This is a genomic window from Curtobacterium sp. MCLR17_059, assembly GCF_003234665.1.
Taxonomy (GTDB): Bacteria; Actinomycetota; Actinomycetes; order Actinomycetales; family Microbacteriaceae; genus Curtobacterium; species Curtobacterium flaccumfaciens.
Window position 1 is genome coordinate 126,189 of record NZ_QKSU01000009.1, and the last position, 23,762, is coordinate 149,950.

Below are 23,762 nucleotides of genomic sequence, written 5' to 3' on the forward strand. Positions count from 1 at the left end.
TGGAGCCGTGCAAACGGATGTTGAGGAGCTGTCGGCCTACTCGGACGACCGCGGGAACCGTATCGAGTACGCCGGCCCGAAACGGGGGAACGTCAAGATCACGTTCCGCGGGTCGAACAACGTCGTGCGGGTCCACCAACGTGCGCGTCTCGGGCGGATCGTGGTGAGCATGGACTGTGACAACGGTCTGCTCGACATCGCGGAGAACCACGGTGCGCCGGCGTTCGTCGCGAACATCAGGATCGGGCAGGACTCGTCCGTGCTCGTCGGCGCCAACGCATCCACCACCGCCAACTGCGTGATCTCGGCGACGGAGGGGACGACCGTGCGGATCGGCGACGACGTCATGATCGCTTCGCACGTCCAGATCCGGGCGGACGACGCGCACCCGATCTTCGACGTCCGCACCGGAGCGCGGGTCAACGTGTCGAGGTCGATCGACATCGGTGACCACGTCTGGCTCGCACTCGGCGTCACCGTCCTCGGCGGTACCACCGTCGGACGCGGCTCCGTGATCGGGACCGGGTCGATCGTGACGGGCCGGGTCCCCAACAACTGCATCGCCGTCGGGACGCCGGTACGGGTCGTGCGGCGCGACGTCGCCTGGGAGCGGCCGCACCTCTCGCTGAAGGAGCCCTTCTACAAGCCGGACGCGTCGACGGTCGAGCGTTCGCCGTTCTGGGAGCTCACGGAAGCCGACGACTGATCCTCGGCGGGCAGCGCGGCCTCGGGCTGGGGCTCGGCTGGTCGTGGTCCGCCCGTCAACCACTCCATCATCTGGATGACGCGTTCCGAATTGCGCCCGTCCCGCGTGACGAAGGTCCGTCGCGCCCGTTCCCGGAACGTGTCCGACGGGCGGAACCCGGCCTCTGCGATCCGTTCGACAGCGCCTTCCACTTCCCGGACGGACCCTGTGACCTCGCCGAACCCGGCTTCGTCGTAGTCGAAGTACCCGCGACGACCACTGTGCGAGCCGCCGAAGAACTCGCGGAGGTCGAAGTGGAAGTACACCACCGGGACGTCGATGAAGGCGGCGTCGAAGGCCAGCGACGAGAAGTCGGTCACGAACGCAGCGCTCCGGGCGAGGACGTCCTGCACGCCGTCGACGGCGAAGTCGAGGATCTCCACGTCGTCGGGCAGGTGGAAGTCGGTCAGGTACGGACGGAGGAGCGGGTGCGGCATGAGCGCGAGGCGCTTCCCGGTCCGCTTCGCGAGTGCGCGGAGCTCCGGCGACGACATGAGCGCCGTGTACTCCTTGGCGAAACGGCTCTCCATGAACCGGTCGTCACGCTCCCACGCTCCGGATCCGGCGACCTGCGCCCCGACGAGGTAGTGACGCCAGGTTGGCATCACGAGGATGAGGTCGCGCTCGGTTTCCTGCTTCGCCCGGCTCTTCTCGAGGAGCGCGTCGAAGCGGGGCAGCCCAGTCAGGACGACCTCGTGCTGGGAGAAGATCCACTGCCCGTGGCCCGCGATCGCGTCCCGCTCCTGCGGGGTCGAGACCACGAACAGGTCGGGTCGCTTCGAGTTGAGCCACCGCGACAGGTCGTAGTTGATCACGCCGTGCTGCAGGAAGGTGAAGTGGAACCGCGGCTGCCCGAACTTCGACGCGGGCAGGGGCTTGGTGACGAAGTCCGCGATGTGCGACGACGCGACGTGTTCGGCGTGGAGCATCAGTTGCACCCACTCGAGCGACCGGAACGCGATCATCCGGAACCCTTCGCGCTGCAGGCGGTCCCAGTCCTTGGAATCGCGGTTGAGCACGAAGTAGGCGTTGATGTCCGGACGGTGCCGTCGAACGTACCGGTAGGCGTGTTCCGCGTTGTCGTTCGCGTCCGTGTCCCGATCGATGAACACCCACGCGCCCTGGAACCGTTCGCGTGCGCGTCGCGTGCGGGCCAGCGTCGGTGCCAGGGCGTTCCGGAGTGCGGTCTTCTGCAGGGAGTTCCGGGTCGTGATCGCACGCTCGCGCACCGCTCGCCAGACGTGCTGCTTGTTGGTCAGCTCCACCTCGTTGGGATCGACCACGCGTCGGCGCTGCGCCAGGATCTGCGGTTCGAGCTGGCGGCGGGTCAGGGTTGCGTAGTGGTTCGGCACTTCACCCCGGGCGAAGACGACCTGCTGTCCGTCCACGTGCATCTCGGTGACGTGGCCGCGGGGGATCCAGATCACGCGCCGGCGAACCAGCGGCCGACCGTAGAAGACGAAGTCCTGGACGGTCTCGAACTCGGGGACGACCTCGTGTCCGTCGACAGCGATCTGTTCCGCCGGGATCTCGCCGGTGAACCAGTACTGGAGCTGCACGAGTTGGTGGGCCTCATCGACCTGAGCGAGGTTGACGGTGTTCGGGCGGTCCGGTTCGTCCCGGTACCCGACGAGCATCGCCCGCCGCACCGCGAACTCCACGGGCAGTAGGTCGAAGGAGCGGACCGCTTCCGGACCGACTCGCTGCAGGACCGCAGCCGCCAGCTCGTGGAACTCGTCGAACGCATCGGCGGGGGCGAGGGCCGAGGGCGACCGGATCGCACGCTCGCGCCGGAAGTACCCGACGAGGTCGTAGAGGACGGTGTTCGCCACCCAACGATCGATGCGTCCGGTCGCCGACGCCTCGTCGAGGAGCCCGAGGTGACCGTGACGGAGCACATCGGTGTACTTCCGTCGGTCCTCGTGGCTGGTCTGCACGGTGGAGCTGCCGTCGCCGCGCTGACGGTAGCGGTACTTGGCCGAGGCCATCAGACCGATCCGGTGCAGTCCGTTGCGGAGCAGGTAGCGCGCGACGAAGTGGGCGTCCTCGAACGTGGGTCGGACACGACCGTCGAACCGGAGACCCGCCGCCTCGACGAGGTCACGACGCATGAACGCCGCGTTCACGCCGGTCTGCACGATGGGGTCCAACCGCATGTCGACGATGCGCGATCCCTTCTCGAAGCGCTTGCGGGACGGGTGCCCGTCCGTCACGCCGCCGTCGTCGTCCAGGAGGAGCTGATGGGCCGCGAGGAGCGCGACATCGTCCGACGCGTGCAACTCGATGAACTTCGCGACCTCTTCGAAGTACCGTTCCTCCAGCTCGTCGTCGGCGTCGACGAAGGTGACCCACTGCCCGGTGGCCCGGGCCAATCCGGTGTTCCGTGCGTCGGCGATCCAGGCGTTGTCCTGGTGGATCACGGTCACGTCGGCTCCGGCAGACCTTGCCCAGTCGTCGAGGAGCGACCCCGTCGAGTCGGTCGATCCGTCGTCGACGAACACGAACTGCACACGGTCGTGGTCGAACGTCTGCCCTTCGAACGACCGCAGGAGCGTCGGGAGGTACCGTTCCACGTCGAGTGCCGCCACGACGACGGAGATGAGTGGTGTGGTCCGGATCGCTGAGTCCATCGGTTGATCGGCTCCCTGTCGTCGTGATGCACGTGCTGCGATAGTTTAGGGCTGAAGTCGAGGTTGGCTCGTCGCGCACTGCGCAACCCGAACGTGATGAACTCCAGGAGAAGTGCTGTGGGCGGACCCCTTCCCCTGCTGTCGGTCGTCGTGCCGGTCGGCAGCGTCGGCCCGTGGTTCGACGTCGCGCTGGAGGCGCTCCGGTCGCAGAGCCACCGTCGGCTCGAGATCATCCTCGTGCTCGACGGGCTCAGCTCCGGGGTGACGGAGTCCGTCCGGTCGCTCGCCACCGAAGACCCGCGCATCGTCGTGCTCGAGATCGGGGAACGTGGCGGAGCCGGCAACGCCAGGAACACCGGGCTGCGCGTCGCGACCGGCGACTTCGTCGTGTTCGCGGACGCCGACGACCTCGTGCCGCCCGCTGCCTACGAACGGCTCCTCGCCGTGTTCGCCGAGTCCGGTCCGGTGCTCGTCAGCGGCAGGGCTGAGCAGTTCACCGGGGACGGGCGCGAGTCGACCTACTGGACGACGGACGACGCACTCTGGACGACCGGGGGGACCGGCCTCCGACTCTCGGACACGCCGCAGCTGGCCTTCGACCACACACCCTGGAACAAGGTCTTCAACCGCACGTGGTTGCTCGAGTCCGGCGTCGAGTTCCCGACCGGCACCACCTGCGAGGACGTTTCCTGGTGGGCGCGGCTCGCGGTGGGAGCGAGGGTCGACGTGCTGCCCGAGGTGGTGTACCGCCACCGACGACACGACGAGTCGGTGACGTCGGGCATCGGCCGGGGCGACGACCTGGACGACTGGGTCGAACAGACCCGTGCAGCAGTCGAGACGTACGCGGCACACGGGGCGGATGGGGCGACGGCGGCTTTCGGACGGCGGCTGATCCGCCGAGAGGCGTGGACGCGGGTCCGCGGGATCGGCGTGCTCGACCCGGCCGGCGCCCGCCTGCTCGCCGACTTCGTGCGGTGGATCGGCACCTGGGTCGACGAGACCGAGTTCGACGACCTCAGCGCCTACCCCGGCGCCGCCTACGCCCTGCTCCGGGCGAAGGAGCCGGGACTCGCGGCCGAGCTCGTCGAGACGTTCGACCGCCCGGCAGAGGACGTCGTCCTGCGGTGGGGCAGTCTCGCCGCCGAGTGCGAGCGGGCCCTCGGTCCCGACACGGAGCGCGGCGCTGACCTGTGGCGCGAACGCCTGTTCCGGCCGGTCGTCGATGCCGCACAGCGTGGCGATCCGCTCCCTGTCCGTCCAGAGCTCGTCGCGGCGTTCTGGGACGAGTTCGTCGGCCGTGGGCTGGACGAGCACGAACAGGTCGTGCTGTCCGCGTTGCGGGACGGAGCAGTGGACGACGTCGTGTTCCTCCGACGCAATCGTCGCGTCCGTGCGACCGCCGACCGACACCGTGGTGGTCTCCGGATCAGCATGACGGGTCTCGAGCACCCGGCACCGGGGAGTGTCGTGCTCGAGCGCGACGGAACCCGGACGGCAGTGCACCGGGGCGTGCTGTCATCGGACACGGTCGTGTCGTCGGCGAGGCCTCGGCCGGGTGACAGGTGGAGCGTCGAGTTCACGCTGCGCGACGGGCGGATCCACCGTGTCGAGGTGGCCGTCGCACCGTCGGCACTGCGCCGCGTCGCCGCCGTGCTCAGGACGAGGAGTCGGCCGTGAGCGCACAGCTCTCCGTCGTCATGCCGGTGCACGACGTCGCGCCGTGGATCGAGGAGCAGCTCGACTGTGTCCTGCGGCAGGATGTCGACCTCGAGGTGATCGTCATCGACGACCGGTCCACCGACGAGACGGTCGCGATCGTGGAGCGGATCGCGTCCGGCGACCCCCGTGTGCGACTGCACCGATCGCGAGCAGCGGGGGGAGGCGCCGCCCGCAACCAGGGGATCGACCTCGCGCAGGGCGAGTACCTGGTGTTCGCCGACGGTGATGACCTGGTACCTGACGGGGCGTACCGGGCGCTCATCGACGCAGCCGAGCGCAGCGACGCCGTGATCGCGCTCGGCCGGCACCTCAAGTTCAGCTCCGGGTCGACCTGGGAGCCCATGTCAAGTTGGTACGACGTCCTGACCGAGTCGGTGACGGACCTCCAGGCCATGCCGAGGCTCTTGGCGAACCGCGCATGCTGGAACCGGGTCTTCCGCGCCGACTTCCTGCGCGCGTCGGGCGTCCGGTTCCCGAACGCCCCGCGCTCCAACGACATCGTGCCGATGGTCCGCGCGTTCCTCGCCGCGGACCGTGTCGCGGTGGTGCCGGAGGTCGTCTACCTCTACCGCGAGCGTCCGGGAGCCTCGTCCATGACCGCGAGGGCGTCGGGCATCGATGGCGTGCTGAGCTACTTCGATCAGGAGATCGAGGTGGCATCACTGCTCGCCGATGCCGCCCCGGAGGTCCGCCGCGCGCACGCCGAGGTCGTCCTCGACGCCGACGGGTACGTCCACCTCGAACGGTTCCTCCGCGGCCAGCCGGATGCGAACGACCTGCACCGGGTCATCGGAGCGGTGCACGATCTGCTCGCGGTCGTGCCGACCGCCGATCGTCAGGCGCTCCGTGCCGAGCGACGAGCGCTCTGGTTCGCGGTGGCCAACGGAGCGGGGGAGATCGCCGTGCGCCTCGCGTCTGCGCTGCACGACGCGCGCGACGACCGCGACGTGCCGCCGGTGCTGCTCCGCGCCTGGGTGGACGTGATCCGCTCGGTCGGTGTGCTCGGAGAGGAAGCGGTCTTCGCACTCGATCGCGGATCCCTCGTGAACGACGGGCCGTTGGTCCTGCTGGCGAACCGCGCGGAGCACACCGACGTGTCGGTGCTCGGATCCGCCGTCACGGACCTGGGTCCGCTGACGGCGGGGGTCGAAGGGAACTCCGAACTCCTGCGCGCGATGGCGGGTGCCGTCCACGGGCAGGACCCGCTCGCAGTGCAGCTGGTCTCGATGGTGCGGCACCTCGCACCGCTCGTCGTCGACGAGGCGCACCCGGACGCCGGCGGCCTGACCTTGAGCGGACCAGTGGCCGGGACGGTGCCTGACGGGGTCTCCCTCGACATGGTCCTGACCACAACCCCGACCGCAACCGCGACCGGACCCGGGGCAGCCGGTACCCAGGCCGTCCTCCGGGTCGATCACGGCCGGTCCCGATGGTCGCTGCGCCTGGAGAACGGCGACATCGCCACCGGCAGACACCGTGCCGTGGTCCGGATCTCGTTCCGTGGTTTCCGGCTCGACTTCCCGGTCGTGACCGCGAGGATGCCGCTCCCGCCCGTTCCGAGCGGCGTGCAACTGCAGCCCCTGGCCGACCGTGCGGACGGCTGGCGGTTCCTCGTCGACCGTCGGGTGCCGAGCGGGCACTTCGCCCGACGGCTCCTGCGCGCAGCGCGCGCCAGGCTCAGGAACTGAGGCCGGCGAGTTCGTCGGCCGGGTGCCCGGCGGTCAGGGCATCGCCGATGACCATGCGGTCGAGGTCGGCCATGAAGTCCTGGAAGAACGGTCGGCCGAAGTGCCAGGGCGAGATGCCGTAGGGGTGCGCGCCGTCGGAGTGGTACGAACGGTCGCGGTTGTCGATGGTACGGAGGTCGTGACGGGCAGCGATCGAACGGTAGAGCGAGTCGTACCGGTCGTTCTCCCGCAGCAGCCGCTTGTACAGGTCATCCCGTTTCTGGTCTCCGCGGTACTTCACGAACTCCAGGTCGCCGGTGCTCGTCCGGTAGTACGAGCTGTACCGGAAGCAGTTCAACACCAGGGTCGTCTCCGGGAGCGCCTGTCGCTGCCATGCGACGAGCTCGTCGACGGCCTGCTCGAGGAGCGGCACGTACTCGGCGCTCGCGTTCGCCATGTGCAGGGTCGTGAACCCCTCACCCGCCGCGAAGAAGTCCGTCTTCCGGAAGCTGTTCGGATTGTTCGTGATGGTCGCGTCGCCGATCCGCGCGAGCCCGTACCGGACGTCGGAGTAGAGGTCGAACAGCAGGTAGTCGGGCGCGAACGACTCGATTTCTGCGCGGTCCGACTTGGCGATGTCGCGCGCCATCGTGCGCGCCCCGTGCTCGTTGACCTTGTCACCCGGCTGGATCCGTTGCGCGATGTCCGGAGCGACGGGCGCCGACAGGAAGCTCACGAGACCGGTCTGCCACGCGAGCGGACCGAGGTCGTAGACGTCCTTGTAGTGCGGGTTGTTCCGCGTGATGAACGCTTCTCGCGTGACGCACGAGCCGATGATGGCCACCTTGATCCGTGACACCGAGTTCTCCGTTCGATCGAGCATGAGCCAGCAACAAGGGTTGATTATGCCTCAGGGCGCGTGGCGGTCCGCGTCGGCAGGCCAGCCGTCGTGCGCCGCAGGAGCGCCTCGTACCGGCGGGAGACCGCGAACGGCGCGAGCCGGGCCGCGAACCCGAGTGCGGCACCGCCTTCCGGCAACGGCTCCGACAGCACCCGGGCGAGCGCGCCGGCATCACCGGGTTCGAACCACCGGACCCAGGCTTCACCGCCGAAGTCGCTCCGGAGGTGCGCTTCGTCGGGCAGCACGACCGGCACGCCGAAGGTCGCGGCGAGGTGGAGGCTGCCGGAGTTCAGGACGCGCCGGTACGGCAGCACCGCGATGTCCGCGGCGTCGAACCAGCGCTTGACCTCGGCGTCGCCCACGTAGTCGTGGTGACGGACGGTGCGGAGCCCTTCGGGCACGAGCCGATCGATGGTCGCTTCGTCCTCGGCCGACGTCCTCCCGGCGAGCAGGAGGACGAACCGGCCGGCGGCGGACGCCTGCTGCAGGGCCTCGATCAGGACGTCGACTCCCTTGTACGGACGGATCTGTCCGAAGAAGAGCACGGCGACGTCGTCGTCATCGAGTCCGAAACGTGCTCGTGCCTCCGCCCGGGACCCGTTGCCGTCGTAGATGCCGCGGTAGCTCGGGTGGGGGAGGTGTTCGACCGTTCGCCCGGAGAGGTCGTAGAACGGCGCCACCACGTCGCTCGTGCGGGAGTTCATGACGTGCACCGTGTCCGTGGTCGCGGCCAAGTAGCGGTTCAGCGCGATCTCGTGCTCCTCGTGCCGGACGTCGTGTGCGAGCGCGTTGTGGATCGTCCAGACGACCCGGGCGCCGTGTGCCCGCGCTCCGTCGACCGCGGCTCGGAACCGAGCGAGTCGGGCAACGGCCTCGGCGGCGTCGTCCGCACGCTGCACGATCGGAGCTGTCCAGTGCACGTGCACGACGTCTCCGGTGCCGAGGGAGCTCAGGTCGTGCTCGAAACGCTCGAGCCTCGCGGACTCGAGGACGTCCCACCCCGAGGCGCGTGGGGCCAGGAGCATGAGGTTCAGGTACGGGTTGTCGCGGTAGACGGGGAAGACCGCGAGCCGCGGTGGACGGCCGTCGCGAGGACGCGAGCGCGCTGTTGGAGCCACATGGCGATCCTACGAGGGGTCGCCGGTGCTCCGGTCGATAGCATCGAGGGATGTTCAGAGCTCGATCCAAGATCACCACCGATACACCGCTGACCTTCGCCGTGTCGGGTGACTCGGTCACGGCCCGCCCCGAGTCCTGGCGTGACCAGCTCGGCGATCGCCGTCTTCGGCTGGTCGGAGGCTTCGCCGAGGACGGTGCGACGTCCGAGCGTGCGTTCGGTCAGGTCCGTCGTTCACTGGCCGACGTGCTCGTGGTCATGATCGGCATGAACGACGTCCGGGAGGGCGTGCCCTTCGAGGAGATGACCGCGAACATCGAGAAGATCGTGCGGTTCGCGGAGTGTCAGACACCCCTGATCTGCTTGGTCCCGCCGAACAACCGCACCAACGGCACGGTGAACCAGCGTACGAACGGTGTCGTGGCGAACCGGCACTTGTTCGACCTCGGTGCGCGACGAGGGTGGGTGGTCGCGGATCCGTTCGCCTTCGCCCGGGCCTCCAACAACTCGTGGGGTGGCGGCATGTCCGAGGACGGCGAGCACCCGCTCCCGCACGTCTCCGCAGAGGCGGCGGTCCGCATGCGCCTGTTCATCCGGCAGGCAGCGGCGACGATGGGTCTCAACCAGTGAGATGAGGTCGGTCGGCGCTCAGTCCAGCGTCGCGACGATGTACTCGGCCTCGTGGAGGACCGAGCAGAACGCCAGCCCCTCGTGGTCGAGCGCATCGCGCTTCCGGATGACCGCGCCGCACACAGCGCACTTGGTCGTGAAGGTCGACCGCATTGCATCCGAGAGGAGCGACATGCGAGCAGCCTGCTCCGGCAAGGTGAACAGCAGGCCTCGTTTGTCTCGGAACCTGGTGAACGTGCCCGAAGAATCCGCCTCAGAATCGAAACGCGCTCAGCTCCGCGGGCTCGTGGTGTTCGCTCGCCACCTGCGCCGAGGGAGCGCTCACAGCGACCGGACGACCTGCCCCGCCTCCGCCGCAGCACCGACCACGACGGCGAAGTCCCCCTCCGCGACGGACTGCCCCTCCGCCAGCCACACGACGTTCCGCGCCCCCGGCTGAGGCACGAACGACGAACCACCCGGCCCCGAAGACGGTGCCCCCACGACCAGCACGGTCACCTCGTCCAACCCGCTGGATCCCCGGTACCAGGACGTCGGCATGTCGACCTGCACCACGTGTCCCGCGGCTTCGAGTGCGATGACCAGTGCGGACACGTCCGCGACGCGCGTGCCGTCGTGCTTGACGGCGACACGGAAGCCTGCAGCCCCCTCCTCCCGGACGATGACCGGTCGCGAGGACCGCACCATCACGCCGTGGCCCTTGGGGAGCCCGGGGGCCACTCCGAGGTAGCGCAGTCCGGCTGCGTCGTACCGGTCGACGGCGTCGGCGTCGGGGTACCGCCCGCGCCAGCGCTCGTCGAAGATACGGCGGTTGTCGACCCGGGCGTCGTCCCGACCGGGGGAGCGGCTCTCGTGGTGTACGACGACCGAGGACGGCACGACGACGAACGTCGAGCCGGCCGGGGACGACGCGAGCGCTCGCAGGCACAGGTCGACGTCCTCGAGCCCGTTCGCGAACACGGGGTCGAACCCGTGCCAGCGGATCAGGTCGACGGCACGGAACGCCGCGGCGGCTGCGGTGATCGCCGAGAACCGCACTGCGCCGGCGGAGCCCGACCCGAACACGCGGTCGGCGTCGTGCCGCGGGTGCTCGCCGAGGAAGTGCCAGGGCAGCACCTTGTCCCCGCCGAACACCGTGCCGGCGGCCTGCACGACGCCGTCCGGGTACACGAGCAGGGGCTGCGCGCCGAGGACCGACGGGTCGTCCAGCGCGCTGACGAGCGGCCGCAGCCAGCCGGTGGTGACCTCGGTGTCGTTGTTGAGCATGACGACGGTGCCGCCCGAGGACCGGGCGAGTCCGAGGTCGCTGCCCAGGGCGAAGTTCCGGTTCCGGTCTTCGCGCTGCAGGACCACCCGGGGTTCGTCACGGAACCATGCACCGAGGATCGCGGAGACCGATCGCGGAGAGCCGTTGTCGACGAGGACGACCTCGACGCGGTCGCCGTCGTGGTCGGCCGCGCCGAGGACGGCATCGACTGCGCGCCGGGTCATCGTCCAGTCGCGGAACACCGGGACGACGATCGAGACGAGTCCGGTGTCGCGCGTCGGTGCTGCGGACGCCAGGGCGTCCCAGTCGATGCGGTGGCGGGCGAGCGCGACCTCCTGCCACGACGCGGGCTGGGCGGAGGAGACCCGTCGCTGGTCCCGCACGTTGTCGTAGTCGACGCCGATGACGGGCACGTACGCGGGCACCCCCAACCGCTGCCCGATGCGGAGCAGCCACTCCCAGTCGATCCAGCGTCGGAGCGTCTCGTCGAACGGGCCGACCCCTGCGGCGACGTCACGGCGGACCACGAGCGCATTGAGGTCGATGAAGTTGCCCGCGAGCAGGTCGTCGAGCGTGCCGTCCTCGCCGCGGTACGTCTCGACGGGAGCGGTCCGGTCGTCCGCGTTGTTCGCGCCGACCATCCGCAGCCCCGTGTGCACGGCGGGCCCGTCGGTCTCGAGCAGTGCCGCGAGGGCTGCGGTCAGGTGTTCCGGACGCCAGGTGTTGTCGGCGTCGAGGAACGCGACGAAGTCGCCACGCACGGCCGCGAGTCCGGTGTTCCGTGCGGCGCCGGCACCGCCGTTCTCCCGCTCGAGGAGCCGGATGCGCCCGTCTTCGGCAGCGAGCCCGCGCACGACGTCGACGGTGTGGTCGCCGGACCCGTCGTCGACCACGAGGAGTTCCCAGTTCGTGTGCTGCTGCGCTCGCACCGAAGCGATCGCCGCACCGACCACGTCGGCGCGCCGGTACACCGGCATCACGATCGACACGAGCGGTTGCTCCGCGTCGCGCCGCGCGACACCGCGCGGGTACCGGCGGAGGGCCTCGGTGACCTCGGGCCCGTCCCACGTGGACCGGTAGCGCCGCCGGGTGCGGTGCTGCGCACCGGCGAAGGCGCGCCCAGCGGCGACGGCTGCGTCACGTGCGGCGCCCCAGGTGGGAGCGTCGCCACGGCGGCCTGGAGGCACGGGGAGCGTGGTCGCATCGGTCGCGTTCCGCAGGAAGTGCCGGAGCGCATCGAGCGTGGACGCCGGGCGGTCGGCTCCCGGCACCGAGGCGGCGTACACGCCTGCGTCGAAGAGCGGCCCGGTCTGGAAGAGCTCGGGGCCCTCCTGGTGCAGGGCGTCGTACCAGGACATCGCGGGGACGGGCTGGTGCTCGCGCATCCACTCGTGCTCGATGAGCGGGTGCAGCGAGAGCCCCCGCTGCCCGTCGTTGTGCACGTAGAACGCGACGGCGTCGGCGTCGGTGTCGAACGTCCGTCCGGTCTGTGCCTCGAAGTACGCGCGGTCGAGCACCTCGAACTCGGCGATCCGACGGGCCCAGCGGTCGAGCCGGTCGGTCACGGTCAGCGGTCTGTCCGGGCCCCGGAAGGGTCGGGCGAGGCGCCGTGCGACGCGGCCGATGCCCTTGGCCTCGGCCATCAGCGGCGCCCCGGCAGTCGTGCGGCGACCTTCGCGATCGCCTGGCCGGTGCGGAAGGACCTGCTCGCGCGCAGGTCGGCGAGCTCGTGGCGCAGGCGCACGACCTCGTCCGCCGCGCTCGCCGCGGCGACGTCGGCAGCCGTGAGGTCGAGGGGGAGCAGTGCCGCCCACCGACGTTCGAGCGCGTCGGCCGTGCCCGCGAGCGGGGCCGTCAGCGCGTCCGCGATGCGTGCACGGGCGTCGGTGACCGCGCCCGGTGCGACGACCACGGCGAAGTGGTCCACGACGGCCGCGAGGGTGTCGGCACCCGTCCGGTGCGCTCGCGACGACCACGGCACCGCGTTCTGCGCGGCCCGTACGACCACCAGGTGGAGCGCCCGGCGGTTGGCCGTGACGACGTCCGCGGGCGCCGGGTCCACGAGCACGGCGACGGTGACGAGGTCGTCTGGGCTGGGGTCTCCGGTGGTGACGGTCCACGCGGCCGGTGCCGACGTGCCGGCGGGGAGCCGGGCCTCCAGGTCGAAGCCGTCCCCGAAGGCCGCGTCGACCTGGCGGACGAGCGTGTCGGCGTCCTCGACGTGCCGCAGGTCCACGGCGAGCCGCGGGCGCTGCCCCGAGGGGACGAGGACGTCGGCGAACCGCTCGGTCGCCGTCATGCCGTGCCGCTGGTACGCGGCCACTGCGTCCGGCAGGAACGGGTAGCGACCCTCGAGCACGCGCTGGTGTGCGGCGCGCAGGGCGCTGCGGTTGCCGGAGAAGCTCTTGCCGCCGGCGTGCAGGACCAGCGCGCGGTTGGCGATCTTGGCGAGCCAGCCGTGGGCGGCGATCCGGAGGCAGTAGTCGTTCTCCTCGCCGTAGCCGGGCGCGAAGGCCTCGTCGAACAGACCGTGCTCGGCGACCAGCTCGCGGCGGGTGAGGAAGCAGAAGCCCATCGCGACGGGCAGGACCTGGGACACCGGGAGCAGCGGTGCGAGCTCGTCCCAGACCCGTCGGGTGCGGTCCTCGGTGCGGGCCGCACCCCGGTTGGTCAGGCGGTAGGGGATGCTCGCGATCGTCGCGTTGTCACTGCGCGCGGTGACGACGCCGGTGCGGTCCTCGTCGAGGACCGCGAGCATCGCGTCGAGGAACCCCGCCGTCGGCACGGCGTCGCTGTTGAGGAGCAGGACGGCCTCGGTGTCGGGCTCGTCGGCACCGCGGTCGAGTTCGTCCACAGCACGGTTGCACGTGCCGACGAACCCGAGGTTGTGGTCGTTCCGCTCGTACCGGAACCCGGGGCGGTCGCCGATCCGGTCGAGCAGCGCCCGCTCGATGGTGTCCGCATCGGGCCCGCAGTCGTTGACGAACAGGGCGCGGTGCCGCTCGGTGTCGAGGTGCTCGAGGAGCCCGTCGACGCACCGCAGCAGGGAGTCGAGGTCGCCGTACACGGGCACGACGACGAGGGTGGAGCGGGTCATCGGGTGGACTCCTCAGCTTCGAGTGCACGTGCGAGGGCGTCCACGGCGGTCTCCAGCGGGCCACCGAGCACCCCCGCGGCCAGGGGCACGTGCCCGGTCGGGCCGTCCGCAGCTGCCTGCCGGACGGCGTCGGCGACGGCCAGGCCGAGGGAACGGGCGTCGGCGGGGACCGCCTCGAGGTTCGGGTGCAGGTGCGCCCGGGTGCCCCGGAACTCGTTCGTCACGACGCGTGCGCCGGACACCGCGCCGTCGAACGGCGGGTGGCTCGGGTGCGGGCTGTGCTGGAGCGACAGCACCACGTTCGTCGATGCGATGAACCGGAAGTAGTCGTCCCAGGGCATGGTGCCGTGCGAGACGAGCTTCACGTCGCCTCGGCCCCCGTCCAGCTCGACGTCGCCGTGCTGTTCGCCGGCCGAGTGGAACTCGACCCGGATGCCGTCGTCGGCCAGCTCCTGCACCGCGACCCGCAGCGCGGCGACGCCGAGGCGGAACAGGTTCCGGTGCTTGCTCGGACGGCCGTAGAAGAGGACCCGGACCACGTCCTCGTGCTTGCGGGCAGCGGCCACGCGTTCGAGCAGCTCGAGGTCGAGGTGCGGTGCGAAGGTGTGCTCGGAGGGGACGTCGAGGCCCTCGACGTCGGCCAGGTACCGGCGCAGCGGCTCGGAGTTCACGAGCATGCGGAAGCCGGCGCGGTAGGTCGAGGCAGCGACCGCGTACTCGGTCGACCACGGGCTGAAGCCGGGTTCGTAGTCCTGCACCAGGTACACGACGCGGTGTCGGGGGACGACCCCGGCGGTGACGGCGACGTCGATCGGGTGCGCGGTCTTCCAGTGCGTGGCGACCCAGACGTCGTCGCGGCCGAACTCGGTGTCCAGGACGTCCTCGCGCCGGACCACGCGGACGCCGGGACGTCCGTCGACGCGCGACTCCGGGAACCGGTCGGCGACGAGCGCCTCGGCTGCGGCGGCACTGTTGCCGGGTGTCGTCCACCGGACCATGACGACGCGGACCCGCCGGCCGAGCCGGTCGCCGAGCGCGAGGGCGACGGCCAGGGCGGTCTGCACCCCGGCGAAGGCGGCACCCTCGCGGAGTTCGTCGACCACGAGCACCACCTCGGGATCGCGGTCCACGGTGCGGATGCCGGCGAGCGACAGGCTCGTCTCCACCAGGCCGTCGAACGGGCGCGCGGCCAGCGGCGCACGATCGCGTTCTCGCCGAGCCACACCGACGTCGACCCGGGACACCGTCCGGCCGAGTCGCTCACGGACGTCGTTGCGGTAGTGGCCGTCGCGTGCGTACCGCTCGTTCACCCGGACGAGGTCGCTCACGAGGCGCCGTGCCTTCTCGAAGTTCATCAGCCCTCACGTTACTGGGCGTCGGCGTTCGGCTCGGTAGGATCGGACCCCTCATGATGCAGCGAATCGACCTCCGCGGCGGCCTCCCCGCCCGTGCCGAACTCCTCCGACTCATGCCCCGCGCCGCGGGCGACGTGTCGCACGCGGTCGACGCCGCGCGCGAGTTGATCGAGGACGTCCGACACCGCGGGGCCGCGGCCCTGCACGACCAGGCCGAGCGCTTCGACGGCGGGGCTCCCGCGAACGTCCGGGTCCCCGCTGCCGAGATCACCGCCGCCGTGGCCGGGCTCACCCCCGAGGTCCGGGGAGCCCTCGACGAGGCCATCCGCCGCGTCCGGGCCGCGAGTGCCGCGCAGATCCCCGCCCCGTCCGTGACCACCCTGGCCGACGGCGCCGAGGTCCACCAGCGCTGGCAGCCGATGCGCCGCGTGGGGCTCTACGTGCCCGGTGGCAAGGCCGTCTACCCGTCCAGCGTCGTGATGAACGTCGTCTCGGCCCAGGTCGCGGGCGTGCCCTCGATCGCCCTCGTGTCGCCGCCGCAGCGCGACCACGGCGGCGCGGTGCACCCGACGATCCTCGCTGCGGCAGGGCTGCTCGGCGTCGACGAGGTCTACGCGATGGGCGGCGCCGGAGCCGTCGGCGCGCTGGCGTACGGCGTCGCCGAGATCGACCTCGAGCCGGTCGACCTGGTCACGGGGCCGGGCAACAACTACGTCGCCGCCGCCAAGCGCCTGGTGCGCGGGGTGGTGGGCATCGACTCCGAGGCCGGGGCGACCGAGATCCTCGTGATCGCGGACGACACCGCCGACGCCGGGTTCGTGGCCGCCGACCTCATCAGCCAGGCCGAGCACGACGAGCAGGCCGGCAGCGTGCTGGTGACGACGTCCGCGACGTTCGCCGACGAGGTAGAGGCCGCCATTCCGGAACGCACGGCGGTGCTCGGGACGGCTGCGCGCCTCCAGACCGCCCTGGACGGACCGCAGTCCGCGATCGTCCTGGTGGACTCGCTGACCGACGCCGCGACCGTGAGCAACGCCTACGGGCCGGAGCACCTCGAGATCCAGACGGTCGACGACGACGCCGTGCTGGCCGACATCGACGCCGCCGGTGCGGTGTTCGTCGGGCCGAGCACGCCGGTGAGCCTGGGGGACTACCTGGCCGGGTCGAACCACGTGCTGCCGACGGGCGGCCAGGCCCGGTTCGGGTCCGGGCTGTCCGCGTCGACGTTCCTGCGACCCCAGCAGATCGTCCGGTACACGCCCGAGGCCCTGGCCGAGGTCGCGCCGCACATCGTCGCCCTGTCCACCGAGGAGCAGCTCCCCGCGCACGGGGCCGCCGTGACGGAGCGCACGAACCGATAGCCTGGGGAACGACATGTTCTGCCCCTTCTGCCGCCACCCGGACTCCCGCGTCGTCGACTCACGGACGAGCGACGACGGAACCTCCATCCGCCGCCGTCGACAGTGCCCCAACTGCGGTCGACGGTTCTCGACCACCGAGACCGCATCGCTCAACGTTGTGAAGCGCAACGGTGTCACCGAGCCGTTCAGCCGCGACAAGATCGTCTCCGGCGTCCGCAAGGCGTGCCAGGGGCGCCCGGTCACCGACGGCGACCTGGCCGTGCTCGCGCAGCGCGTCGAGGAGACCGTGCGGTCCTCCGGATCCAGCCAGATCGACGCGAACGACATCGGCCTCGCGATCCTCGCGCCCCTGCGGGAGCTCGACGAGGTCGCCTACCTGCGGTTCGCGAGCGTCTACCAGGCGTTCGACTCGCTCGAGGACTTCGAGGACGCCATCGGCCAGCTCCGCCGCGACCACCACGCGGCGTCCGACACGGCCGCCGGGTCGTCCACACCGTCCGGCACGCGCGCGTGAGCGGCATCGCCGAACGCATCGTGCGCGGCGGCTACCGCGTCGTGTTCCGCTCCGTGTTCGCGAACATGGACCCGGAACGTGCCCACCACCTGGCCTTCGCCGTCATCGCGGGGCTGCCCCGCGTGCCGTTCCTGAGCGGCGTCGTCGAGCGGTACTGCCGTCCCGCGGCGGCCGACGGCATCACCACGATGGGCATCCACTTCCCGTCGCGCTTCGGCCTGGCGGCCGGGTTCGACAAGGACGCCCGCGGCATCGCCGGTCTCGGCTTGCTCGGCTTCGGCCACGTCGAGGTCGGCACCATCACCGCCAAGCCGCAGCCCGGCAACGAGCGCCCGCGCCTGTTCCGGCTGATCGGCGACCGCGCCCTGATCAACCGCATGGGCTTCAACAACCACGGCGCCGCAGCGGCCGCCCGTCGCCTCGAGCGCGCCCGCCGCAACCCCGGTCGCCCCGTCATCGGCGTGAACATCGGCAAGAGCCGGGTCGTCTCCGTCGAGGACGCCATCGACGACTACCTCGAGTCCACCCGTCGGCTCGCGACGTTCGCGGACTACCTGGCGGTCAACGTCAGCTCGCCGAACACGCCCGGTCTGCGCGGACTGCAGGAACTCGACCAGCTCCGACCGCTGCTGTCCGCGGTGCGCGACGCCGCCGGCCGGACGCCGGTGCTCGTCAAGATCGCGCCGGACCTGACCGACGAGCAGATCGACGCGATCGCGGGCCTCGCGGTCGAGCTCGGGCTGTCCGGGGTGATCGCGAACAACACGACGATCTCCCGCGACGGGCTGACGGCGGATCCGTCCGACGTCGAGGCGATGGGTGCCGGGGGCCTCTCCGGTGCGCCGGTCGCCGCTCGTTCGCTCGAGGTCCTGCGTCGCGTCCGCGCCGCGGTGCCCGCCGACTTCTGCGTCATCGCCGTCGGTGGTGTGACCACCGAGCAGGACGTGCAGGACCGCGTCGACGCCGGAGCGACGCTCGTGCAGGGCTACACGGCGTTCCTCTACGAGGGGCCGACCTGGGCCGCGCGCATCAACCGGCTGCGCCGTCGGCGGCTGCGTCGCGCCGCGCGGTAGACGCGACCACCTGACGGACTGGAGGCCCGTGGCGACACCGCCACGGGCCTCCAGTCCGTCCTGGGGGCGCGCCTGCGCCATCGGGTGAGCAGAACACGCCGTGGCTCGCCAGTCGACCCGTCGTGTTCTGCTCACTCGATCGCCGACGCGGAGCGTGGGAGCGGGGAACAGGGGAGTGGGAACGACGAAGCGCCGCCCGGCAGGCCGGGCGGCGCTTCGTCGTGTGCCTGTGGCTAGAGCGTGGGGTACTGCCCACGCCGGACCTGGGGCTTCGGCAGCCGCAGGAAGCGCAGCTGCCACGCCCGCGTGAGGATGTAGAGGAACGTGCCGCGCTGGAACTCGCCGAACTTGTTGGTGAGCTTGCGGCGGAGCGACAGCCACAGCACCACGCAGTCGATGATGAACAGCGCCACGAACGCCCACACGAGCAGGAGCGAGTAGGAGGCGATGACGGTCTGCGCGGCCGCGAACCCGACGATGAGGAACAGCACGAGCACGGGCATCATGACCTCGCCGACGTTCCAGCGGGCGTCGATCCAGTCGCGGACGAAGCGTCGCTGCTCACCGCGGTCCTTCGCCGGCAGGTAGCGCTCCTCGCCGTTGGCCATGCCGACCCGGGCACGCTCGCGCTCCGAGTTGAGGCGGGCGCGGGCGGCCTTCTTGTCGACCGGCGTGTTGCCGACGAGGGGGCGGCGGTTCGCTGCCTCTCGCTCGCGGCGGGACGGCGTGGGGCGGCCCTTGCCCTGCTCGAGGAGCTCGGCCTCGGTCGGGTTGACGGTCGTGTTGGTCTTGGGGGCTGCCTTCGCCACGGTGCGTTCCTAACGGCGGTGTGCGTGCGGGATCTCCTCTAGATTACCGGGCATGACCGACAGCGAACAGCACAGCCCCGCGACCGACCCCGCGCTCCTCGACGCCCTGCGCGAACACGTGCAGGGTGCACTGCCCACGACGATCGCCGACCTGTCCGCGCTGGTGCGCCTGCCGTCGGTGTCCTGGTCGGCCTTCGACGCGTCGAACGTGCGCGCGAGTGCCGAGGCCGTCGCGGACCTCGCCCGGTCGACCGGGGTCTTCGGAGCGGACGACGTCCGGATCGTGCGGTCCGCGGTGTCCGGGTCGACGGCCGACGTCGCCGAGGCCGACGCGGAGACCGAGCTCGGCCAGCCCGCGGTGCTCGCGGTGCGCCCGGCGCGGAACGGCAAGCCGACGGTGATGCTCTACGCCCACCACGACGTGCAGCCGCAGGGCGACGAGGCCCTGTGGGAGACGCCGCCGTTCGAGCCGACCCTCCGCGGCGACCGCCTGTACGGCCGCGGTGCCTCGGACGACAAGGCCGGCGTGATGACGCACATCGCGTCGCTCCGCGCGGTGCACGCCCAGTTCGGTGACGACCTCGACCTCGGGATCGTGCTCTTCGTCGAGGGCGAGGAGGAGTTCGGCTCCCGCTCGTTCCGCACGTTCCTGCGCGAGCAGAAGGAGCACCTCGCCGCCGACGTCATCGTCGTGGCGGACAGCGACAACTGGTCCACCGAGGTCCCGTCGATCACGGTCTCCCTGCGCGGCAACGTCACCTTCAAGCTCACCCTCACCACGCTCGAGCACGCCAGCCACAGCGGCATGTTCGGGGGAGCGGCCCCGGATGCGATGATCCCCATGGTGCGGCTGCTCGCCTCGCTGCACGACGCCGACGGTTCGGTCGCCGTCGAGGGGCTGTCCTCGTACGAGGCCGACGTGCCGGAGCGCACCGAGGACGAACTCGCCGTCGACGCCGCGCTCATGCCCGGTGTCCGCCCGATCGGCACCGGCGCCGTGCTGTCCCGCATGTGGTTCCAGCCGTCGATCACGGTGACCGGCATGGACGTGCCGAGCGTCGCGAACGCCTCGAACACCCTGCTGCCCACGGTCTCGGCACGGGTCTCGGTCCGCGTCGCCCCTGGTCAGGACGCCCGGCAGGCGTCCGCGGCCGTCGAGCGGCACCTGCGCGAGCACGTCCCGTTCGGCGCACGGATGGAGATCACCGAGCCGGACAGCGGCGACGGGTTCCTCGTCGACACCGCCGGCTGGGCCGTCCAGGAGGCCCGCATGGCAATGCGGGAGGGCTGGGGCGCCGAGGCGGTCGAGCAGGGCATCGGTGGGTCGATCCCGTTCGTGTCCGACCTCGCCGCGGAGTTCCCGGACGCGCAGATCCTGGTCACCGGCGTCGAGGACCCGGACACCCGCGCCCACAGCCCGAACGAGTCGCAGCACCTCGGCGTCCTGCACCGTGCCATCGCGTCGGAGACGATCCTGCTCGCCAGGCTCGCGACGCGCAGCTGAGGGTGCTTACAATCGACGCCAGGCGCGGTGACCAGCACCGCCCGGAGGGAGACGCGCGATGAGCGACACCATCACCGAAGCACCGGCGACCGAAACGCAGTCGCACGGCGTCCTCCTGAGCGACGCCGCTGCCGGCAAGGTGGCGAGCCTGCTCGAGCAGGAGGGCCGCGACGACCTGCGCCTGCGCCTCGCCGTCCAGCCCGGTGGCTGCTCGGGCCTGATCTACCAGCTCTACTTCGACGAGCGCCTGCTCGACGGTGACGTCACCGCCGAGTTCGACGGGGTCGAGGTCGTCGTCGACAAGATGAGCGTCCCGTACCTCGACGGCGCGACGATCGACTTCGAGGACACGATCCAGAAGCAGGGCTTCACGATCGACAACCCGAACGCGCAGGGCAGCTGCGCCTGTGGAGACAGCTTCCACTGATCGCCAGCGATCCGACACGCGAGCGGGGAGCGACCGGAACGGTCGCTCCCCGCTCGCGTTCGTGTGACCGGACGTGGCGCGCCGGGGCGCGGTGTGACCGGGCGAAATCGTGCCCGCAGACGTGCGGATCGAGGCCAGAACCGTGTCGTGTGTGCGCGAGCGGTACCGAGCTGCGAGTAAGCTAGGAGTGTTCCAATCAAGCTGGGAGCCAGCCATGCGCCGCCTTCGTGCGGCTCGCCGTCGGACTCGACGGGCTGACCTCCGAAGCTCACGTCTTTTGCGAGAGGTAACAGTGCGTTCGAATCGCCGTATACGTTGGGCGGCCGTCCCGGTGGCCGTCGGTCTGGTCATCGCACTGGCTGGCTGCACGCAGCAGCAGATGAACGGATGGCTCCCCGGCACGGAGGAGACGAAGGACGTCACCAACCACACGAGCCGCATCGTCGGCCTGTGGACCACCAGCTGGGTCGTTCTCCTCGCCGTCGGTCTCATCGTGTGGGGCCTGATCATCTGGGCCGCGATCGTCTACCGCCGCCGGAAGGGCCAGACCGGCCTGCCCGTGCAGATGCGGTACAACATGCCGCTCGAGATCTTCTACACGATCGTGCCGCTGATCCTGGTGCTGGGCTTCTTCGCCTTCACCGCGAAGGACCAGGCAGCGATCGAGAAGCCCTTCGCCGACCCGGACGCCACCGTGCACGTGTACGGCAAGCGCTGGGCGTGGGACTTCAACTACATCAACAAGGACAACCCCGAAGAGAGCGTCTACTACCAGGGCATCCAGGCCCAGGAAGAAGAGAACGCCAACGGGGCGATCGACGAGTCGCAGCTGCCGACCCTCTACCTGCCGAAGGGCAAGAAGGTCGCGATCGAGCTCTCCTCGCGCGACGTCGACCACTCCTTCTGGGTCATCGACTTCCTCTACAAGAAGGACATGCTCCCGGGCAAGACCAACTGGGAGTACTTCATCCCGGAGAAGCTCGGCACGTACCAGGGCAAGTGCGCGGAGCTCTGCGGTGAGTACCACTCGCTGATGCTCTTCCAGGTGAAGGTCGTCACGCCGGCGCAGTACCAGGACTACCTCGACACCCTGAAGGACCAGGGCAAGGTCGGTCTGCTCGGTGACGAGTACAACACCAACACCAACGAACCGAACAACAAGGCGCCGGTCGAGGCGTCCAGCGAGAACAAGTAGGGGCTCGTCAGATGACAACGTCACTCGTCGGCCAACCGACCCAGACCTCGTCGCCGGACTTCCAGGCGTCGAAGGTGGGTCGGAAGGGCAACATCGTCGTTCGGTGGATCACCTCCACCGACCACAAGACCATCGGGTACATGTACCTGATCGCGTCGTTCATCTTCTTCCTGCTCGCAGGTGTGATGGCCCTCGTGATCCGCGCCCAGCTCTTCGAACCCGGCCTGCACGTGGTCGCGACGAAGGAGCAGTACAACCAGCTGTTCACCATGCACGGCACGATCATGCTGCTGATGTTCGCGACGCCGCTGTTCTCGGGCTTCGCGAACGCGATCATGCCGCTCCAGATCGGTGCGCCCGACGTCGCCTTCCCGCGACTCAACGGCTTCGCCTTCTGGCTCTACCTGTTCGGCTCGCTCATCGCGGTCGGCGGCTTCCTCACCCCGCAGGGCGCTGCCTCGTTCGGGTGGTTCGCCTACGCGCCACTGAGTGACACGACGTTCACACCAGGGCTCGGCGGAACACTCTGGGTCTTCGGGCTCGGCATGACCGGCTTCTCGACGATCCTCGGCGCGGTGAACTTCATCACGACGATCATCACGATGCGTGCCCCGGGTCTGACCATGTTCCGCATGTCGATCTTCACGTGGAACACCCTCGTGACGGCGCTCCTCGTCCTGATGGCCTTCCCGGTCCTCGCGACGGCGCTCTTCGGCCTCGGGCTCGACCGCGTGTTCGACGCGCAGATATTCAACCCGGCCAACGGCGGGGCTCTGCTCTGGCAGCACCTGTTCTGGTTCTTCGGGCACCCCGAGGTCTACATCATCGCGCTGCCGTTCTTCGGCATCGTCTCCGAGGTCTTCCCGGTGTTCAGCCGCAAGCCGATCTTCGGGTACAAGACCCTGGTCTACGCGACCATCTCCATCGCGGCCCTCTCGGTCACGGTGTGGGCGCACCACATGTACGTCACCGGCGGAGTCCTGCTCCCGTGGTTCTCGCTCATGACGATGCTCATCGCGGTCCCGACCGGCGTGAAGATCTTCAACTGGGTCGGCACGATGTGGCGCGGTTCGGTCACGTTCGAGACCCCGCTGCTCTGGGCCCTCGGCTTCCTGATCACCTTCACGTTCGGTGGTCTGACCGGTGTCATCCTGGCGTCGCCGCCGCTCGACTTCCACGTGTCCGACTCGTACTTCGTCGTCGCGCACTTCCACTACGTGGTCTTCGGCACCGTCGTGTTCGCGATGTTCTCCGGCTTCTACTTCTGGTGGCCGAAGTGGACCGGCAAGATGCTCAACGAGCGTCTCGGCAAGATCCACTTCTGGCTCCTGTTCATCGGGTTCCACACCACGTTCCTCATCCAGCACTGGCTGGGCGTCATCGGCATGCCGCGTCGCTACGCGACCTACCTGCCGAACGACGGCTTCACCTGGATGAACCAGCTGTCGACGATCGGCTCGATGATCCTCGCGATCTCGTTCCTGCCGTTCATCTTCAACGTCTACGTGACCGCCCGGAACGCACCGAAGGTCGCCGTGAACGACCCGTGGGGCTACGGCCGCTCGCTCGAGTGGGCGACCTCCTGCCCGCCGCCGCGCCACAACTTCACGTCGATCCCGCGCATCCGTTCGGAGTCCCCGGCCTTCGACCTGAACCACCCCGAGGCCGGTGTGCCGATCGGTGTGGGTCCCGCGAAGGACGCCCCCGATGCCCCGACCTACGACGCCGCGAAGGGCGAGGTGAAGTAA

Annotated in this window: 19 protein-coding genes; 11 read left to right on the forward strand and 8 right to left on the reverse strand. The window is 70.1% G+C overall.

What is annotated here, in order from left to right; translation table 11 throughout:
- The first annotated feature begins 7 nt into the window (after positions 1–7).
- The gene (locus DEJ12_RS13295) at positions 8–706 is read left to right on the forward strand and encodes an acyltransferase (RefSeq protein WP_258370587.1); all 699 of its coding nucleotides are present in this window, start codon (positions 8–10) and stop codon (positions 704–706) included.
- Here the strand turns inward: DEJ12_RS13295 and DEJ12_RS13300 are convergent.
- Entirely contained in the window at positions 640–3,375 is a 2,736-nt protein-coding gene (locus DEJ12_RS13300) for a CDP-glycerol glycerophosphotransferase family protein (RefSeq protein WP_111030340.1), read from the reverse strand. The two genes, DEJ12_RS13295 and DEJ12_RS13300, sit on opposite strands and share 67 nt — an antisense overlap.
- A gap of 117 nt (positions 3,376–3,492) precedes the next feature.
- On the opposite strand from DEJ12_RS13300, the gene DEJ12_RS13305 reads away from it, so the two are divergent.
- Positions 3,493–5,055 carry a glycosyltransferase gene (locus DEJ12_RS13305; RefSeq protein WP_181433127.1) on the forward strand — a complete coding sequence of 521 codons (1,563 nt, stop codon included), beginning with the start codon at positions 3,493–3,495 and terminating at the stop codon, positions 5,053–5,055.
- Positions 5,052–6,785 (forward strand): glycosyltransferase family 2 protein, encoded by a 1,734-nt coding sequence (locus DEJ12_RS13310; RefSeq protein WP_111030342.1) that lies wholly within the window; start codon positions 5,052–5,054, stop codon positions 6,783–6,785. The genes DEJ12_RS13305 and DEJ12_RS13310 overlap by 4 nt, the downstream gene beginning before the upstream one ends.
- Here the strand turns inward: DEJ12_RS13310 and DEJ12_RS13315 are convergent.
- Together DEJ12_RS13315 and DEJ12_RS13320 are read right to left on the reverse strand one after the other, a co-directional pair.
- Positions 6,775–7,647: a DUF6270 domain-containing protein gene (locus tag DEJ12_RS13315; protein WP_111030343.1), complete on the reverse strand. Its 873-nt coding sequence runs from the start codon at positions 7,645–7,647 to the stop codon at positions 6,775–6,777. The two genes, DEJ12_RS13310 and DEJ12_RS13315, sit on opposite strands and share 11 nt — an antisense overlap.
- Positions 7,648–7,667: 20 nt before the next feature.
- Positions 7,668–8,783: a glycosyltransferase gene (locus DEJ12_RS13320; RefSeq protein ID WP_111030344.1), complete on the reverse strand. Its 1,116-nt coding sequence runs from the start codon at positions 8,781–8,783 to the stop codon at positions 7,668–7,670.
- Between the two features lie 50 nt (positions 8,784–8,833).
- Here DEJ12_RS13320 and DEJ12_RS13325 point away from each other — a divergent pair, with 50 nt between their 5' ends.
- Positions 8,834–9,412: an SGNH/GDSL hydrolase family protein gene (locus DEJ12_RS13325; protein ID WP_111030345.1), complete on the forward strand. Its 579-nt coding sequence runs from the start codon at positions 8,834–8,836 to the stop codon at positions 9,410–9,412.
- A gap of 18 nt (positions 9,413–9,430) precedes the next feature.
- Here DEJ12_RS13325 and DEJ12_RS18075 read toward each other — a convergent pair whose 3' ends face one another.
- The 4 genes from DEJ12_RS18075 to DEJ12_RS13340 form a co-directional block, all read right to left on the reverse strand.
- Positions 9,431–9,586, reverse strand: a complete 156-nt coding sequence (locus DEJ12_RS18075; RefSeq protein ID WP_175529707.1) for a hypothetical protein — start codon at positions 9,584–9,586, stop codon at positions 9,431–9,433.
- A gap of 147 nt (positions 9,587–9,733) precedes the next feature.
- Entirely contained in the window at positions 9,734–12,322 is a 2,589-nt protein-coding gene (locus tag DEJ12_RS13330; protein WP_111030346.1) for a glycosyltransferase, read from the reverse strand.
- A complete protein-coding gene (locus DEJ12_RS13335; protein ID WP_111030347.1) occupies positions 12,322–13,776 on the reverse strand; it encodes a glycosyltransferase family 2 protein in 1,455 nt (484 codons plus the stop codon). Before DEJ12_RS13335 ends, DEJ12_RS13330 begins: the two co-directional genes overlap by 1 nt.
- Positions 13,773–15,131 (reverse strand): hypothetical protein, encoded by a 1,359-nt coding sequence (locus DEJ12_RS13340; protein WP_111023125.1) that lies wholly within the window; start codon positions 15,129–15,131, stop codon positions 13,773–13,775. Before DEJ12_RS13340 ends, DEJ12_RS13335 begins: the two co-directional genes overlap by 4 nt.
- Before the next feature lie 53 nt (positions 15,132–15,184).
- On the opposite strand from DEJ12_RS13340, the gene hisD reads away from it, so the two are divergent.
- Genes hisD through DEJ12_RS13355 form a run of 3 tightly spaced genes read left to right on the forward strand, consistent with a single transcriptional unit; the run spans position 15,185 to position 18,079 of the window.
- Entirely contained in the window at positions 15,185–16,492 is a 1,308-nt protein-coding gene (hisD, locus tag DEJ12_RS13345; RefSeq protein ID WP_111030348.1) for a histidinol dehydrogenase, read from the forward strand.
- A 13-nt stretch (positions 16,493–16,505) separates the two neighbouring features.
- Positions 16,506–17,006 (forward strand): transcriptional regulator NrdR, encoded by a 501-nt coding sequence (gene nrdR / locus DEJ12_RS13350; protein WP_111023127.1) that lies wholly within the window; start codon positions 16,506–16,508, stop codon positions 17,004–17,006.
- Positions 17,003–18,079: a quinone-dependent dihydroorotate dehydrogenase gene (locus DEJ12_RS13355; RefSeq protein WP_111030349.1), complete on the forward strand. Its 1,077-nt coding sequence runs from the start codon at positions 17,003–17,005 to the stop codon at positions 18,077–18,079. The genes nrdR and DEJ12_RS13355 overlap by 4 nt, the downstream gene beginning before the upstream one ends.
- Before the next feature lie 233 nt (positions 18,080–18,312).
- On the opposite strand, the gene DEJ12_RS13360 is transcribed toward DEJ12_RS13355, so the two are convergent.
- Positions 18,313–18,888 carry a DUF3043 domain-containing protein gene (locus tag DEJ12_RS13360; protein ID WP_111023129.1) on the reverse strand — a complete coding sequence of 192 codons (576 nt, stop codon included), beginning with the start codon at positions 18,886–18,888 and terminating at the stop codon, positions 18,313–18,315.
- A 52-nt stretch (positions 18,889–18,940) separates the two neighbouring features.
- Between DEJ12_RS13360 and DEJ12_RS13365 the strand changes: the two genes are divergently transcribed.
- The 4 genes from DEJ12_RS13365 (at position 18,941) to ctaD (ending at position 23,762) form a co-directional block, all read left to right on the forward strand.
- Positions 18,941–20,392 (forward strand): dipeptidase, encoded by a 1,452-nt coding sequence (locus DEJ12_RS13365; protein ID WP_111030350.1) that lies wholly within the window; start codon positions 18,941–18,943, stop codon positions 20,390–20,392.
- A 58-nt stretch (positions 20,393–20,450) separates the two neighbouring features.
- Positions 20,451–20,819 carry an iron-sulfur cluster assembly accessory protein gene (locus DEJ12_RS13370; protein ID WP_035808216.1) on the forward strand — a complete coding sequence of 123 codons (369 nt, stop codon included), beginning with the start codon at positions 20,451–20,453 and terminating at the stop codon, positions 20,817–20,819.
- Between the two features lie 292 nt (positions 20,820–21,111).
- Complete coding sequence (gene coxB, locus DEJ12_RS13375) at positions 21,112–22,014, forward strand: cytochrome c oxidase subunit II (RefSeq protein ID WP_111030351.1); 903 nt, start codon at positions 21,112–21,114, stop codon at positions 22,012–22,014.
- An 11-nt stretch (positions 22,015–22,025) separates the two neighbouring features.
- On the forward strand, positions 22,026–23,762 hold the full coding sequence (gene ctaD / locus DEJ12_RS13380) for a cytochrome c oxidase subunit I (RefSeq protein ID WP_027465266.1): 1,737 nt from the start codon (positions 22,026–22,028) through the stop codon (positions 23,760–23,762).

What these genes read in the sequence shown, in the direction of transcription:
- DEJ12_RS13325 (WP_111030345.1), top strand. Translation starts at nt 8,834, where the DNA reads ATGTTCAGAGCTCGATCCAAGATCACCACCGATACACCGCTGACCTTC.
- DEJ12_RS13330 (WP_111030346.1), bottom strand. Translation starts at nt 12,322, where the DNA reads ATGGCCGAGGCCAAGGGCATCGGCCGCGTCGCACGGCGCCTCGCCCGA.
- DEJ12_RS13300 (WP_111030340.1), bottom strand. Translation starts at nt 3,375, where the DNA reads ATGGACTCAGCGATCCGGACCACACCACTCATCTCCGTCGTCGTGGCG.
- DEJ12_RS18075 (WP_175529707.1), bottom strand. Translation starts at nt 9,586, where the DNA reads ATGTCGCTCCTCTCGGATGCAATGCGGTCGACCTTCACGACCAAGTGC.
- DEJ12_RS13365 (WP_111030350.1), top strand. Translation starts at nt 18,941, where the DNA reads ATGACCGACAGCGAACAGCACAGCCCCGCGACCGACCCCGCGCTCCTC.
- hisD (WP_111030348.1), top strand. Translation starts at nt 15,185, where the DNA reads ATGATGCAGCGAATCGACCTCCGCGGCGGCCTCCCCGCCCGTGCCGAA.
- DEJ12_RS13315 (WP_111030343.1), bottom strand. Translation starts at nt 7,647, where the DNA reads ATGCTCGATCGAACGGAGAACTCGGTGTCACGGATCAAGGTGGCCATC.
- DEJ12_RS13335 (WP_111030347.1), bottom strand. Translation starts at nt 13,776, where the DNA reads ATGACCCGCTCCACCCTCGTCGTCGTGCCCGTGTACGGCGACCTCGAC.
- nrdR (WP_111023127.1), top strand. Translation starts at nt 16,506, where the DNA reads ATGTTCTGCCCCTTCTGCCGCCACCCGGACTCCCGCGTCGTCGACTCA.
- DEJ12_RS13370 (WP_035808216.1), top strand. Translation starts at nt 20,451, where the DNA reads ATGAGCGACACCATCACCGAAGCACCGGCGACCGAAACGCAGTCGCAC.
- DEJ12_RS13340 (WP_111023125.1), bottom strand. Translation starts at nt 15,131, where the DNA reads ATGAACTTCGAGAAGGCACGGCGCCTCGTGAGCGACCTCGTCCGGGTG.
- ctaD (WP_027465266.1), top strand. Translation starts at nt 22,026, where the DNA reads ATGACAACGTCACTCGTCGGCCAACCGACCCAGACCTCGTCGCCGGAC.